Below are 13,081 nucleotides of genomic sequence, written 5' to 3'. Positions count from 1 at the left end.
TAAGCCTGATATGTACTATAATATTGGTATTGTAAAAATGAACGGAGGTGCAGTCAGGTGGCTAATAAAGACAGACAACAAAACTACACAAACGATAATAAGCCTCAGGACTACTATGAACAGGAATATCAGCGACAGCTTGACGAGTTCAATCGCATAAGCGGTGCGGGCGGACAGCGTGTTCAGCAAATAGACGAGGGCGTGAACGACTTTGACGATTACTATGACGCTGGCTACCCTGATGATCGTACACAGGGTACAGCTCAGCCATACGGGCAGGGAAGCCGTTCATCATCAGATCACTCAGGCTCATACAGAGAAAGCACTCCAAGACGGCAGACACAGAGCAGACAAACGTCACGTCCACAGAACAGACAAAGCGATCGGGGCAGGTCAGGCAAGTCAGCAAAAAGCAACAAGACCTCAGCCCAAAGACGAAATAATGACCTGCAATTTGGCAAAAACAATAAAAGCCGTAACGGTCAGACGAACAAAAAAGGTAAAAACAAAGTGGAAAATAAAAAAAGACACCCTATAAAAACCTTTTTCAAGGTGCTTATCATCATACTTTTGGTGGTTTTCATATTGGCGAACGTGCTTATATGGCGATACATAGGCATGGTGAACAAGGTGCAAAGAGGTCAGCGAACGAACACAGATGCTTCCATGAACAGCTCTGATGTACGAAATATCCTGCTTATAGGCTCTGATACAAGAAACGCTGACGAGCGTGGAAGAACAGACTCTATGATACTTCTCTCCATTAACAGCACCACAAAAGAGATAACAATGACTTCTTTCATGCGTGATATGTATGTGAATATCAAGGGCATTGACGCTGACGGAAATGATATAGACACATGGTCAAAGCTCAATGCAGCGTATGTTTACGGCGGTGCAGAGCTTCTTATGGATACCATAGAGTATAATTTTGATATTGCCGTTGACGATTATGTTTATATCGACTTTCTGTCATTCGTTGATATCGTTGACGCAGTTGGCGGTATCGAGCTTGACATTTCCGACGAAGAGGCAGAGGGCATGAAGCCTCCAATGGCAGAGCAAAACAAGCTTCTTGGCAATAAAAAGGGTACAGACTATCTTGATAAGGGCGGAAAGAAGCTCCATGTAAACGGCAATCAGGCACTTGCCTATGCAAGACTTAGATATGTTGGCAACGCAGATTTCCAGCGAACAGAACGCCAGAGAACAGTTATCACAAAGATAATCGAAAAGGCGAAAGGCTCAGATCCGCTGACTATAGACAAGTTCGCAAAAGCATCAATGTCACATCTTACAACCAATATGTCCCAGACACAGCTTTTTGCTCTTACCTATAAGGCGATATTCTCCATGAATTACGAGATAAAGTCCATGAGAATACCTGATGATGATTCCTATTCATATGGCACATCATCTGACGGTCAATCAATTCTCGAAGTGGATTTTGAAGCCTGCAAAGCACTTCTCAGGAAAGAGATATATAACCAGTAAAAATAAAAGCTCTGCTTCGGCAGGGCTTTTTATGTGCAAAAATATAGGGGCGCTGTCCCCTACATGGTTTGTGCGTTTTTAATATAATTTTTTTTATACAAAGAAAAGCCCTGCCGAAGCAGGGCTTTCTATATTCTAACTATTGTTCAGGTGTCGGCTCAGGCTCAGGCTCAGGAGCAGGCGGATCAGTTTCCGTAACAGGCTCCGTTACTGTTTCTGTAACAGTTTCCGTGTTCGTTGACACCTCAGTGGTTTCACTTGGCTGTGTCAAAGATGGAGTAGTTTCAGTTGCTTTTTTCGTTTCTGTTGAAACCGAAGTTGTTTTGGTGGTCGTTGAAGTTGTGGTCGTGGTGATGTAGCTTGTGGTGGTCGTAGTTGTGGTGGTCTCTTCCTCTGATGAGTCCTCCTCCACAGGTGCGTCACCGAATGCTATAACGCCCCATTTTCCAGACTTCATTACCCATGCCTTGCCGTTGTGAGCAGGTCTTGCCTGATCGAACTCGCCTGGCTTTACGATACAGTTGCCGTCTATGTCATAATAACCATATGATGAATCTATGGATACCGGCAGATAATCGTCAGTGAAAAGATAAGGATGAATAGCCATCTCGTCATCTATCACCTTTCCGCAATAGGCACTCATGTCACCGTCGCACTTAAAGTCGATTATAGTCTTGCCGTCAGAACCAACATATCCCCACTTGCCTTCATCGTTCTCAAAGGCGATGCAGGTAAGTCCTGCGCCTTTGTATGCAGGGGCATAGAAATCAGTGTACTGCATATCAAGTATAAGCTTGTCCTTTTTAGCAAGCCCGTAAAGCGGTTCGCTCACAGGAGAAATGTCATAAAAACCATTGTCAGACTTTTTCACGTCAGCTTCACATACCACAACAGCCTTTTTGCCAGTATATTCTTCGCCCTGTTCTTCGTCAGCGTCCTTTACATAGATCTTTTCCTCATTGCTGTTCCAGTAATATTTCGGTGAGCTGTCATGATGTTCCGCCGCATAGTATACTACCTGATTTGAGCTGTCGATACTGCAATACTCATACTCATCATTCTTTTCATTTATAATATTGAAAAGCGTGACCTCTCCGCACCAGCAGGTGTAGTAATCGTCATATTCCGCAGGCACTACCATGTTTCCGCTGTAGTCTATAATGCCATATTTGCCATTCTGTCTGATAACAGAATAGTTGGCATAAGCTGTGTTCTTTTCGTTGTTAGGGTCGACCTGACTTCCGTCAAAAGAAATGATATTATCGGCGTTTATAGTTGGCTCTATGAGCCAGCGATAAGCTTGTTTCTGTTCTGAATTTGAGTCAGCCGTATAGGAATAACCACCAGGGGCAACGTCGTCATCAGCACCCTTTTCCCAAGGCATGGCACAGCCTGTGAGCATAGCACCTGCAACAACGGCTGTCAGAGCAGAACAAAAAATCTTGTTCATAAGTTTCCTCCTATCATTTTCTGCTTCTTCCTTATCACCCATTATCTGTATTTTTTTATCTTTTCAGGGCAATATCTACACATACGATTATTATATACTATAACCCCTTTTATGTCAATAGCACAACTTACAAACAGCACCGCAAAGCTGCAAGGATTTTCAGCGATTTTAACACGAAAATCCCCGAAAAATCGTCGTTTAAAGCTTAAAAGGGACTGTCGCCCCGCAAGCGTCAGTCCCCCATATCTGCATGATTATTTTATGAGCTTCTCCGTCCAATTATGCGCACCATTTTCCAATGTTTTGAAATCAAAACAACGCTTTGATATTACGTGTTCAGGCTTGTCATATTTGAGAGCATACAATGAGCGTGCATTGTTTTCAAGAGGAAGTTCTTTGATATATTTCATTTCTCTTTTCAGAAGGTCAATGTATTTGCTTTTGGCAGTATCATTTTTGAAATCAACATACTCCTCGATTTTTTCGTATTCAAGGTCTGTCATTTCAGACACAGGCACAGGGAACATATAATTAAGATTTACAACAGCTATAAGCACGTCATTATGTATTATTTTCTGAAAATCTATATTTGCCTTTATTTTATTGTGTCTTGGCTTTGCAGAAGATACCTGCGTCACATATGCAAGGTCACCCACACGCATAAGCTCTCCAAAGAACGGCTTCAGCTTATCATTTCCGTAGTCTGTTCTTGGTATCCTCGACTCATAATTTTCTCTCAGATAGTCAAGGTAATCATTGTTTATTATTTTCCACTTCTGCACGTTCATACATCTCCATACAAAAAATAAAGGGTCAAAACAAATTGACCCTTTAAATACCTATTAAAGCGATTTTAGACGGATTCGCAACCCCTATTAAAACAGTATTTTTAAAGGCTCTGTGACCTCTATTAAAGCGATTTTAGACGGATTCGCAACCCCTATTAAAAGAATAAATCTTTCTAATTCTATTATACCACATTATATGTAAATGTCAATAGTAAAGTGTCAGAAATTTTCCTGATTATTCTTCCTCTTCAACCGGCATATTCTCCCAGTTGTGGTAAACGTTCTGAACGTCGTCATCGTCCTCAAGATGCTCAAGAAGCAGACCCATCTTTTTGATAGCGTCCTCGTCTTCGATAGTTGTGTAGTTTGAAGGAACTTTCTCAGCCTCGGCAGAAAGTACCTTGTAACCCATTCCCTCAAGAGCTTCTCTTACAGAAGAAACCTGATTAGGGTCGCATGATATCTCGATAACATCGTCATCAACGTTGAAATCGTCAGCGCCTGCCTCAAAGCAGTCCTCCATTATCTTGTCCTCGTCAGCACCGTTGTTCTCCATAACAACAGTACCAACATCAGAGAACATGAAAGATACGCAGCCTGATGTACCCATGTTTCCGCCGAACTTGTCGAAGAAGTGACGGATATCGCCTGCTGTTCTGTTCTTGTTGTCTGTAAGGCACTCAACTATAACAGCAACACCGCTTGGACCGTAGCCCTCGTATACCATTGACTCGTAGCTGTTCTTGTCGCCGTCGCCTGCTGCCTTTTTGATAATTCTATCGATATTATCGTTAGGCACGTTGTTTGACTTAGCCTTTGCGATAAGATCTCTCAGCTTTGCGTTACCTGCAGGATCAGCACCGCCCTGCTTAACTACAACAGCGATCTCTCTGCCTATCTTTGTAAATATCTTAGCTCTTGCAGCGTCTGTTGCACCCTTTTTTCTTTTAATGTTTTCCCATTTTGAATGACCTGACATTTGATTCACTCCTTGATGTAATATTATTCATTGATGCTGCCCACAGACCATGCTGCCTCGAACAGTTCACCTATACGTTCCTCACGCCCCGTGAGATATAAAAAACCGAAAAGACATTCCAAACCTGTCGCCATGCGGTATTCCCCCACAGTGGAATGTTTCGGAGCATTTATGCCCTTTGCATTTCTGCCCCTTTTGAAAATATCCATTTCCTGTTCGTTAAGCAGCCCCTCGTCAAGCCACTTGCGAACAGCCTTTGCCTGATACTCCGCACACACCCTCTCAACAGTGAGCTTGTGCAGCTTGTCCGCAGGCATATTAGCTTCAAGGATAAGCTTTTCTCTTACCCTTATCTCGTAAACGCCGTCCCCGATAAAAGCCAGTGCCAGAGGGGAGTATTGCATAGCGTCCATATCAGAAAGCTTTCCCGTGACGCTCCCTCCTATCTGAGATATTCAAACTCAAAGTCGAATATAGAAACAGTGTCGCCCTCTTCGATACCCATTTCTTCCAGCTTGTCGATTATGCCGCTGGTCCTAAGTACGTTCTGGAAATACTGGAGGGAAGAGTAGTCGTCCATATTAGCCGTCCTGAGTATGTCAAGAAGCCAATCTGCTTCCACGAAATAAACGCCGTCCTCCACAGTAACACGGAAGTCTTTCTTTGAGATGAGCTTATCGTCAAGCTCCTCCTGCGTGAGCGGCTGAGCTTCAAACTGCTTAACAGGCGGAAGAACAGAAAGTCGCTCCCATACGCCATACATAAGCTCTTTTGTACCCTTTGTGGTAGCGGCAGAGATCTCATAGAAGAGAAGTCCCTGATCCTCAACATAGTTTCTCAGTCTTTCTACCTGCTCAGGGGTAGCCATATCGCTCTTGTTTGCGGCAACTATCTGCGGAGCTTCCGCAAGCTCCATTGAGAAGTTTTCAAGCTCGTGATTTATCGCCTTGAAATCCTCGATAGGATCTCTGCCCTCGCTGCCTGAAACGTCGATAACGTGAACGATAAGTCTGCACCTCTCAACGTGTCTGAGAAATTCATGACCAAGACCAACGCCCTCGCTCGCACCCTCGATAAGACCTGGGATATCTGCCATAACAAAAGATTTTCCCTCTTCTATCTTAACAACGCCAAGGACAGGCGTCAGGGTAGTGAAGTGGTAGTTGGCTATCTTTGGTTTTGCCGCTGATACAACAGAGATAAGTGTGGATTTACCAACGTTCGGGAAGCCCACAAGTCCTACGTCTGCAATAAGCTTGAGTTCAAGCATTACCTCATATTCGTCACCACGGAAACCCGGCTTTGCAAACTTCGGTATCTGCCTTGTGGAAGTGGCAAAATGAGCGTTTCCACGTCCGCCCTTGCCTCCGTGAGCGATAACAGCAGGCTCGTCGGTAGAAAGGTCGGCAAGTATCCTGCCGCTCTTTATCTCTCTAACAACAGTGCCTCTAGGAACTTTCACCACAAGGTCGGGAGCATTCCTGCCTGAGCAGTTTTTGGCGCCGCCGTTCTGTCCTTTTTCGGCAACATATTTTCTCTTATATCTGAAATCTATAAGGTTTGAGATATTGTCGTCAACAACGAAAACAATATCTCCGCCCTTACCGCCGTCACCGCCGTCCGGACCGCCTGCCGCAACGTATTTCTCACGGTGGAATGAAACTGCACCGTCACCGCCGTCACCGGCTTTTATATAGATCTTCGCCTGATCGACAAACATGATCAAACCTCCTTATAAATGATATTATGCGTAAATTTAGTTGTCATTAACCAACAAAAGACCCCAAGCCTAAGGCTCAGGGTCATATGTTACAAAATTAAGCCTTGGGATAAACCGAAACCTTCTTGCGGTCTCTACCGAGTCTTTCAAATCTTACAACACCGTCGCTTGTTGCGAACAGAGTATCGTCAGAACCCTTCTTAACGTTCTCGCCTGGGTGAATGTGAGTACCTCTCTGACGAACGAGGATGTTACCAGCCAGTACGAACTGACCGTCAGCTCTCTTTACGCCAAGTCTCTTTGACTCAGAATCACGTCCGTTCTTTGTAGAACCCATTCCCTTTTTATGAGCGAAAAACTGCATTGAAATCTTAATCATCTAAATTACACCTCCATAAAATGTAATCCGTCCGATCAGTTATCTCTGACCGTGACTTTGATCCTGCCTGAAAATTCCTCAGCTAGAAAATATAAATGAGTGAGAAGCCCTAAAAGCAGCTTGTCCCCCTCCTCTGAGCTGTCATTTTCAAGCCTTAATATTATTTCGTTTTCTTCCACTGCGACATCGGCCTTTATCTTAAAAGCCTCAGTGACAGTGTTAGCCGTCAACATTACAGCAGACGATACGCTTGCACAGCATACGTCCTCGCCATAATCTGCATAACCTGCGTGACCCGTTATACGAAATCCCACAAGTCTGTCATGCTCATTTCTGAAAAAATCAGCACAGATCATTATGCGTTGATAGCTTCGATCATAACCTTAGTGTAAGGCTGTCTGTGACCGATCTTGGTCTTTTCGCCCTTCTTTGGCTTGTAAGTGAATACAGTCACCTTCTTGGACTTGCCGTTCTTGATGACCTTAGCTGTTACGGAAGCGCCGTCAACATATGGAGCGCCAACCTTGATACCGTCGTCAGCGCCAACTACCATTACCTTATCGAAAGTAACAGCGTCCTCAGCGTTTACGTCCAGCTTTTCTACGAAAACCTCATCACCAGGCTTAACCTGATACTGCTTTCCGCCTGTTTCAATTACTGCGTACATTACGAATGCACCTACCTTTAAATAAACTCGCTACGCACGGTGGTCTGCAAATACAAACACTTATGACCGTGAATATGCGGCTTTAATATCATAACATATCCGCCCCAAAAAGTCAAGCACAGCTCTGTTTCTGCTTGAAAATTTACAGAAATTTAACTTTTAAAAACTCCTTTCCTACCCAATGACGTCCCGCTGTAAACATTTCTCCTTAAACCTATTGTAAACCCACAAAAAATATGCTATAATAAGTGTGTATACATTATATAATATTACGAAAGAGGTCGAAGAACAATGACAAATTCTTATGAAAGCCCGTTTTGTACCAGATATGCAAGCAAGGAAATGCAGTTTATTTTCTCTGCTGACAAGAAGTTTACTACTTGGAGAAAGCTGTGGGTAGCCCTTGCCCGTGCTGAAATGAAGCTCGGTCTTAATGTTACTCAGGAGCAGGTAGACGAGCTTGAAGCTAACATTGATAATATAGATTATGCCGCTGCCGCTGAGCGTGAAAAGCTTGTTCGTCATGACGTTATGTCACACGTTTATGCTTATGGCCTTGTTTGTCCAAAGGCAGCAGGTATTATTCACCTTGGCGCAACTTCATGCTATGTAGGCGATAACACAGACGTTATCATCATGAGGGATGCACTTAAGGTCGTAAAGAGAAAGCTTGTCAAGGTTATCGACCAGCTTGCAAAGTTTGCCGATAAGTATAAGGCTATGCCTTGCCTTGCTTATACTCACCTCCAGCCTGCACAGCTCACAACAGTGGGCAAAAGAGCTACTCTTTGGTGCAACGAGCTTCTTATGGATCTTGAAGATCTGGATTTCAGACTTGCTAACCTCAAGCTCCTCGGCTCAAAGGGAACTACAGGCACTCAGGCTTCATTTATGGAGCTTTTCCACGGTGATACTGATAAGGTAAAAGAGCTTGAAAAAATGATAGCTGAGGAAATGGGCTTTGACGCTGTCGTTCCAGTTTCAGGTCAGACCTATTCAAGAAAAATGGACTATCAGGTATGCTCAGTTCTCGCCGGTATCGCTCAGTCTGCTATGAAGTTCTCAAACGATATAAGAATTTTACAGTCATTCAAGGAGATCGAAGAGCCGTTCGAGAAAAATCAGATAGGCTCTTCCGCTATGGCATATAAGAGAAATCCAATGAGAGATGAGAGAATAACATCACTTGCCAGATACGTTATCTGCGACGTTCTCAATCCTGCATTCACAGCAGGTACACAGTGGTTTGAGAGAACTCTCGACGACTCTGCAAACAAGAGAATTTCCGTTGCCGAAGCTTTCCTGGGTGTTGACGCTATACTCAATATCATGCTCAATGTTACAGATCCTGACAACGGCTTGGTAGTATATGACAAGATCATCAGAAGAAGAGTTATGGCAGAGCTTCCTTTCATGGCTACCGAGAACATTATGATGGACGCTGTAGAAAAGGGCGGAAACAGACAGGAACTCCACGAAAGAATAAGAGAATATTCAATGGTAGCAGGCGCAAGAGTTAAGAAAGAGGGACTTGACAATAACCTCTGCGAGCTTATCCTCAACGACCCTATGTTCATGATAACAAAGGAAGAAATGGATAAGATAATGAAGCCTGAAAACTTTATCGGCAGATGCCCACAGCAGGTGGACGAGTTTATCGAAAATTGCGTAAAGCCTGTTGTCGAAGCAAACGGCGTGTCTGACGATGTTGCGGAGATAAACGTATAATATCAAAGGATAAAAATTTTCAGCGGGCTGATAGGTCTTTTCAGATCGTCAAGCCCCTGAATTTTATCTGATAAACACCACACAAAAGAAAGGCGGAAAACACCATGGCAGATTTTTGTACAGGCAAACGCTGTCCAAAATGCGGCGGCAGGAACTGTCAGCTTATAAGCGAAACAGACTACAGAAGCGGCAAATACGGCTTTGGAAAAGGCTGCTGCGGCTATATACTGTTCGGACTGCCAGGGCTTATCTGCGGACTTTGCGGCATGGAAAGCAAGTCAAAAACACGTTCCTATTGGGTATGCCCCGATTGCGACTATAAGTTCAGGGCATGAGAACGAGAAAAGACCCATATGCGCTGTGGCTTTATCTTATGAAGCTTGGTGCGGTGGCAGGCTGTCACCAACGCCCCGACAGAAGCTTCTTTTTTCACGGCTGGCAGTTTCCTGTGTGCGCAAGATGTACGGGCGTGCTTGCAGGACAGCTTATAGGCTTTCCGCTGGCCATAAAGAAAAATATATCCGCCCTTACAGCCGTACTCTGCTGTGAAACTACCATGCTCGATTGGCTTTTGCAGTATACAGGGGTGAAAAAGTCCACCAATAAACGTCGGCTGGTAACAGGTCTGCTTGGTGGCTTTGGACTTGCGGTGATCTATGTTAATATCATCAGATTTGTGATAAAAAAGATAAAAAGGGGAGCGAAAACGTGAGAAACGGTGATAAAAATGGAACTTGAACAATATAAAAGCAGTGCCTTTGAGATATTTGACAGACTTCTCAGAGCCATGAGAAGCCCTGAGGGCTACGTTCATCCTCAATCCCTTTTGTGCTGTATAGGCTCTCTTGCAGGCTATTCCTGCCAGCAGGACGTGAGAAAGCTTTTCATGACAGAGGGTGTTAAAGAAGAGGACGTTTTCACAGTGTTCACTGATAAGTCAGGCAGAAAGTATTTCTACGGCGATATCATTGACGAAAAGCTTGTGGGCAATAACTACTCAGTGTGGTCTTTTACCGCAGGAGTGCTAAAAAAATATAACGAGCCTTTTACGGACGTTGGGGAAATGCTGCGCTACACTGCCGCAAACGCAGGGGGCGCAAGCTTTGGCAAAATAAGAAACTGCACCACAGGTGAAACTGTCCAAAGCTATATAAAGCTTCTTTGGCAACCGCTTCTGCCTATAGCACAGAAATCAGCAGGCAGGGGAGAACTTCACATAGTTTTCGGACTTTGCATACAAAAAGCCATGATGACCTGCAAAAGCGCAGTTTCACTTTCAGAGTGCGCAAGAATAATAATGGAAAGCGCTTTGACAGGGGCAAGGGTGGACTTCAAGGACTTGTAAGGTAAACAAAATAAAAAAAATAGGGAGAAACTTAATATGAAAAATAGCAGAAAAAAAGCCGTACTGCTGGCGGTATTGCTGTCAGTGTCACTTTGCGCCTGCGGACCTGTTGAGGAAGCCGCAGACAGCGTTTCAGAAACGAAAGATACTACTACTGCGGAAGCGGTGTCAGATACGCCCAACGGTGTGGAGGAAAGTTCGCAGACGGATGACAGTTCGCAGGTGGAAATAATTCGTGACCCTGAGCTTGTTTGTGACCTTAGCGAAATACCATATACAGCCAAATGCACCGTAGAGGGCAATTTTGGTGCAGAGGCAATGCTTTCTGATTATTATGGTATAAACGCAATGATAAATTCTGACGAGCCGCTCCTTAGTATACCTGTCAAGTATACTGACGCTGATTTCGGTGGTGGGGTCATTCGTTTTGAGTTTAGCGACAAAATAAGCGACGAGCAGAAAGCCAGTGCAGTTATAATGCAGTTTGACGAGGATAGCACGTTCACGAAACTTGAAAGTTTCGTTGACGAAAATGGCATTTCTGCGAATATCACCACGGGTGGCGTTTACATGGTCATAGACAGCTATGTTTATGATATGCTTAACGGAGGGTCGGTGGATACAGACCGTTATGATATTGAAAACGGTTTGACCATAGAGCTTTCAGATTTTTCTGCCGCTTTAGAGTTGCCTGAGATAGGTGGATTTTCTGCCGCAAAGTTGGAAAAGCATGAGATAACTACAGATGATTTTGACGGCACGAGAGATGTGAAGATTGTCTATGCAAATCTTATTGACGGCAAAGTGGACGAAAAATATGACGGGTTAAATCTGTCATTGTCTTATTATCAGCGGCTTGACAAGACCACGGTCGATGATATGCTAGATATGTATGCAAAGTCGGCTGATATCAGCTCTGATGATAATGTTTGGCTTGATTATCGGGGACTTGACCTTGGCAATGGCAAGCGTGGCTGTGTTATTGCGGCTCTGGGTGAGGATCAAAGTGTGAACGTTCAGGGTATATACGAGTTTTCTGACAGCGAATATATACAATATAATGTGGTGATACCACTAAAGTATGTTTCAATGGGAGAAGATATTTTCGATTCAGCTATGAGTTTTCGCTATGCAGAATAAACGCATTTATAATGTTTGGGCGGTCTGAGGGGACTGCTGTTTTAAACGCTTTTTGAAAAGCTTTTTATATTGGTAAAAATTTTGCGGTCGTTACCGCATTGAAAGGATTTGATTTGATTGAAGATCGAAACACAATGTTTACACGAGGGCTATACGCCTAAAAACGGAGAGCCGAGAGTAGTGCCTATCGTACAAAGCACAACCTATGTCTATGACTCCTCAAGAGAGATAGCCGAGGTCTTTGACGACCCTACCAAGAGCCTTATCTACTCACGCTTTGAAAACCCTACCACAGACGCAGTTGAGAAGAAAATTGCCGCTCTCGAGGGCGGTGCAGCCGCAATGTGTACATCAAGCGGACAGGCTGCCACACTTTGCTCTATCCTGAACATCTGTCAGGCAGGGGACAGCTTTATAGCTTCCACTTCTATCTATGGCGGCACCATAAACCTTTTCAGCATAACAATGAAAAGACTTGGCATAGAGTGTATCTTTGTTGACCCAGACGCTACAGATGATGAGATACAGGCGGCATTCAAGGATAATACAAAGCTTGTTTTCGGTGAAACTATCGCAAACCCAGCGCTGACAGTTTTCGATATCGAGCGTTTTGCAAATATCGCCCATAAGAATGGTGTTCCTCTTATCGTTGATAATACTTTCGCTACTCCATACCTTTGCAGACCTATCGAGTGGGGCGCAGATATCGTTATCCATTCCACATCAAAGTATATGGACGGCCACGCAGTTCAGGTTGGCGGCGTTATCGTTGACAGCGGCAAGTTCGATTGGACGGGCGGAAAGTTCCCTTGCATGACCGAGCCTGACGAAAGCTATCACGGCACTATCTACACTGAGAAATATTCTTTTGCACCTTACATCGTAAAAGCAAGAATGCAGCTTATGAGAGATTTCGGCTGCTATCCTGCAGCAAATTCCTCGTTCCTGCTCAATCTGGGTCTTGAAACTCTCCCTGTAAGAATGAAGCAGTATTGCGAGAATGCGCTCACAGTGGCAAAATTCCTCGAAAGCAATGACAAGGTAGAGTCCGTTGCATATCCTGGACTTGAAAGCGATAAGTACCATAAGCTTGCTGAAAAGTATCTCCCTCTTGGCACAGCAGGCGTTATCTCGTTCGTTATCAAGGGCGGAAGAGATACAGCGGCAAAGTTCATGGACAGCCTTAAGCTTGCTTCCAACGAAGTTCACGTTGCCGATATCCGTACTTGTATCCTTCACCCAGCCTCCGCAACACACAGACAGCTTTCAGACGAACAGCTCGTTGCCGCAGGCATAAACGGCGGAATGATAAGACTTTCCGTAGGTCTTGAAAATGTCGAGGATATCATAGACGATCTGAAGCAGGGCTTTGCGGCTATCTGATAAAATAG

The 13,081-nt window shown here is 44.2% G+C and carries 15 protein-coding genes; 7 read left to right on the top strand and 8 right to left on the bottom strand.

All coding sequences use genetic code 11. From position 1 onward, the window contains the following. Positions 1-57: 57 nt before the first annotated feature. On the top strand, positions 58-1,494 hold the full coding sequence (locus OCV57_RS07615) for an LCP family protein (protein ID WP_267301052.1): 1,437 nt from the start codon (positions 58-60) through the stop codon (positions 1,492-1,494). A 139-nt stretch (positions 1,495-1,633) separates the two neighbouring features. Here the strand turns inward: OCV57_RS07615 and OCV57_RS07610 are convergent, their stop codons facing one another. The 8 genes from OCV57_RS07610 to rplU form a co-directional block, all read right to left on the bottom strand. Continuing rightward, complete coding sequence (locus tag OCV57_RS07610; RefSeq protein WP_267301051.1) at positions 1,634-2,944, bottom strand: WG repeat-containing protein; 1,311 nt, start codon at positions 2,942-2,944, stop codon at positions 1,634-1,636. Positions 2,945-3,198: 254 nt separating this feature from the next. Continuing rightward, positions 3,199-3,732 (bottom strand): type III toxin-antitoxin system ToxN/AbiQ family toxin, encoded by a 534-nt coding sequence (locus OCV57_RS07605; protein ID WP_267301050.1) that lies wholly within the window; start codon positions 3,730-3,732, stop codon positions 3,199-3,201. A gap of 235 nt (positions 3,733-3,967) precedes the next feature. Further along, positions 3,968-4,711, bottom strand: coding sequence for a YebC/PmpR family DNA-binding transcriptional regulator (locus OCV57_RS07600; protein WP_038672277.1), 744 nt, complete (start codon positions 4,709-4,711; stop codon positions 3,968-3,970). 23 nt (positions 4,712-4,734) lie between these two features. Further along, positions 4,735-5,124, bottom strand: coding sequence for a Mini-ribonuclease 3 (locus tag OCV57_RS07595; RefSeq protein WP_046441827.1), 390 nt, complete (start codon positions 5,122-5,124; stop codon positions 4,735-4,737). Between the two features lie 29 nt (positions 5,125-5,153). Continuing rightward, positions 5,154-6,431: a GTPase ObgE gene (obgE, locus tag OCV57_RS07590; RefSeq protein ID WP_118162585.1), complete on the bottom strand. Its 1,278-nt coding sequence runs from the start codon at positions 6,429-6,431 to the stop codon at positions 5,154-5,156. Positions 6,432-6,528: 97 nt separating this feature from the next. Further along, positions 6,529-6,810 (bottom strand): 50S ribosomal protein L27, encoded by a 282-nt coding sequence (gene rpmA, locus OCV57_RS07585; RefSeq protein ID WP_022288733.1) that lies wholly within the window; start codon positions 6,808-6,810, stop codon positions 6,529-6,531. Between the two features lie 35 nt (positions 6,811-6,845). Beyond that, complete coding sequence (locus tag OCV57_RS07580) at positions 6,846-7,166, bottom strand: ribosomal-processing cysteine protease Prp (protein WP_022288732.1); 321 nt, start codon at positions 7,164-7,166, stop codon at positions 6,846-6,848. Further along, a complete protein-coding gene (gene rplU, locus OCV57_RS07575; protein ID WP_022288731.1) occupies positions 7,166-7,477 on the bottom strand; it encodes a 50S ribosomal protein L21 in 312 nt (103 codons plus the stop codon). Before rplU ends, OCV57_RS07580 begins: the two co-directional genes overlap by 1 nt. A gap of 291 nt (positions 7,478-7,768) precedes the next feature. Here rplU and purB point away from each other — a divergent pair, with 291 nt between their 5' ends. The 6 genes from purB (at position 7,769) to OCV57_RS07545 (ending at position 13,073) form a co-directional block, all read left to right on the top strand. After that, positions 7,769-9,205 carry an adenylosuccinate lyase gene (gene purB / locus OCV57_RS07570; RefSeq protein WP_046441833.1) on the top strand — a complete coding sequence of 479 codons (1,437 nt, stop codon included), beginning with the start codon at positions 7,769-7,771 and terminating at the stop codon, positions 9,203-9,205. Between the two features lie 104 nt (positions 9,206-9,309). After that, positions 9,310-9,540: a hypothetical protein gene (locus tag OCV57_RS07565; RefSeq protein ID WP_022288729.1), complete on the top strand. Its 231-nt coding sequence runs from the start codon at positions 9,310-9,312 to the stop codon at positions 9,538-9,540. Next, positions 9,537-9,917, top strand: a complete 381-nt coding sequence (locus OCV57_RS07560) for a DUF2085 domain-containing protein (protein WP_267301049.1) — start codon at positions 9,537-9,539, stop codon at positions 9,915-9,917. Before OCV57_RS07565 ends, OCV57_RS07560 begins: the two co-directional genes overlap by 4 nt. Positions 9,918-9,932: 15 nt before the next feature. Then, on the top strand, positions 9,933-10,550 hold the full coding sequence (locus OCV57_RS07555; protein WP_117924018.1) for a hypothetical protein: 618 nt from the start codon (positions 9,933-9,935) through the stop codon (positions 10,548-10,550). Positions 10,551-10,586: 36 nt separating this feature from the next. Further along, positions 10,587-11,690, top strand: a complete 1,104-nt coding sequence (locus OCV57_RS07550; protein ID WP_046441835.1) for a hypothetical protein — start codon at positions 10,587-10,589, stop codon at positions 11,688-11,690. Between the two features lie 117 nt (positions 11,691-11,807). Beyond that, positions 11,808-13,073: an O-acetylhomoserine aminocarboxypropyltransferase/cysteine synthase family protein gene (locus OCV57_RS07545; RefSeq protein WP_022288724.1), complete on the top strand. Its 1,266-nt coding sequence runs from the start codon at positions 11,808-11,810 to the stop codon at positions 13,071-13,073. Positions 13,074-13,081 lie beyond the last annotated feature (8 nt).

The organism is Hominimerdicola aceti (assembly GCF_025567495.1).
Classification (GTDB): Bacteria; Bacillota; Clostridia; order Oscillospirales; family Ruminococcaceae; genus Hominimerdicola; species Hominimerdicola aceti.
The sequence above is the reverse complement of the archived record's forward strand: the minus strand, read 5'-3'. Positions and strand labels throughout refer to the sequence as shown.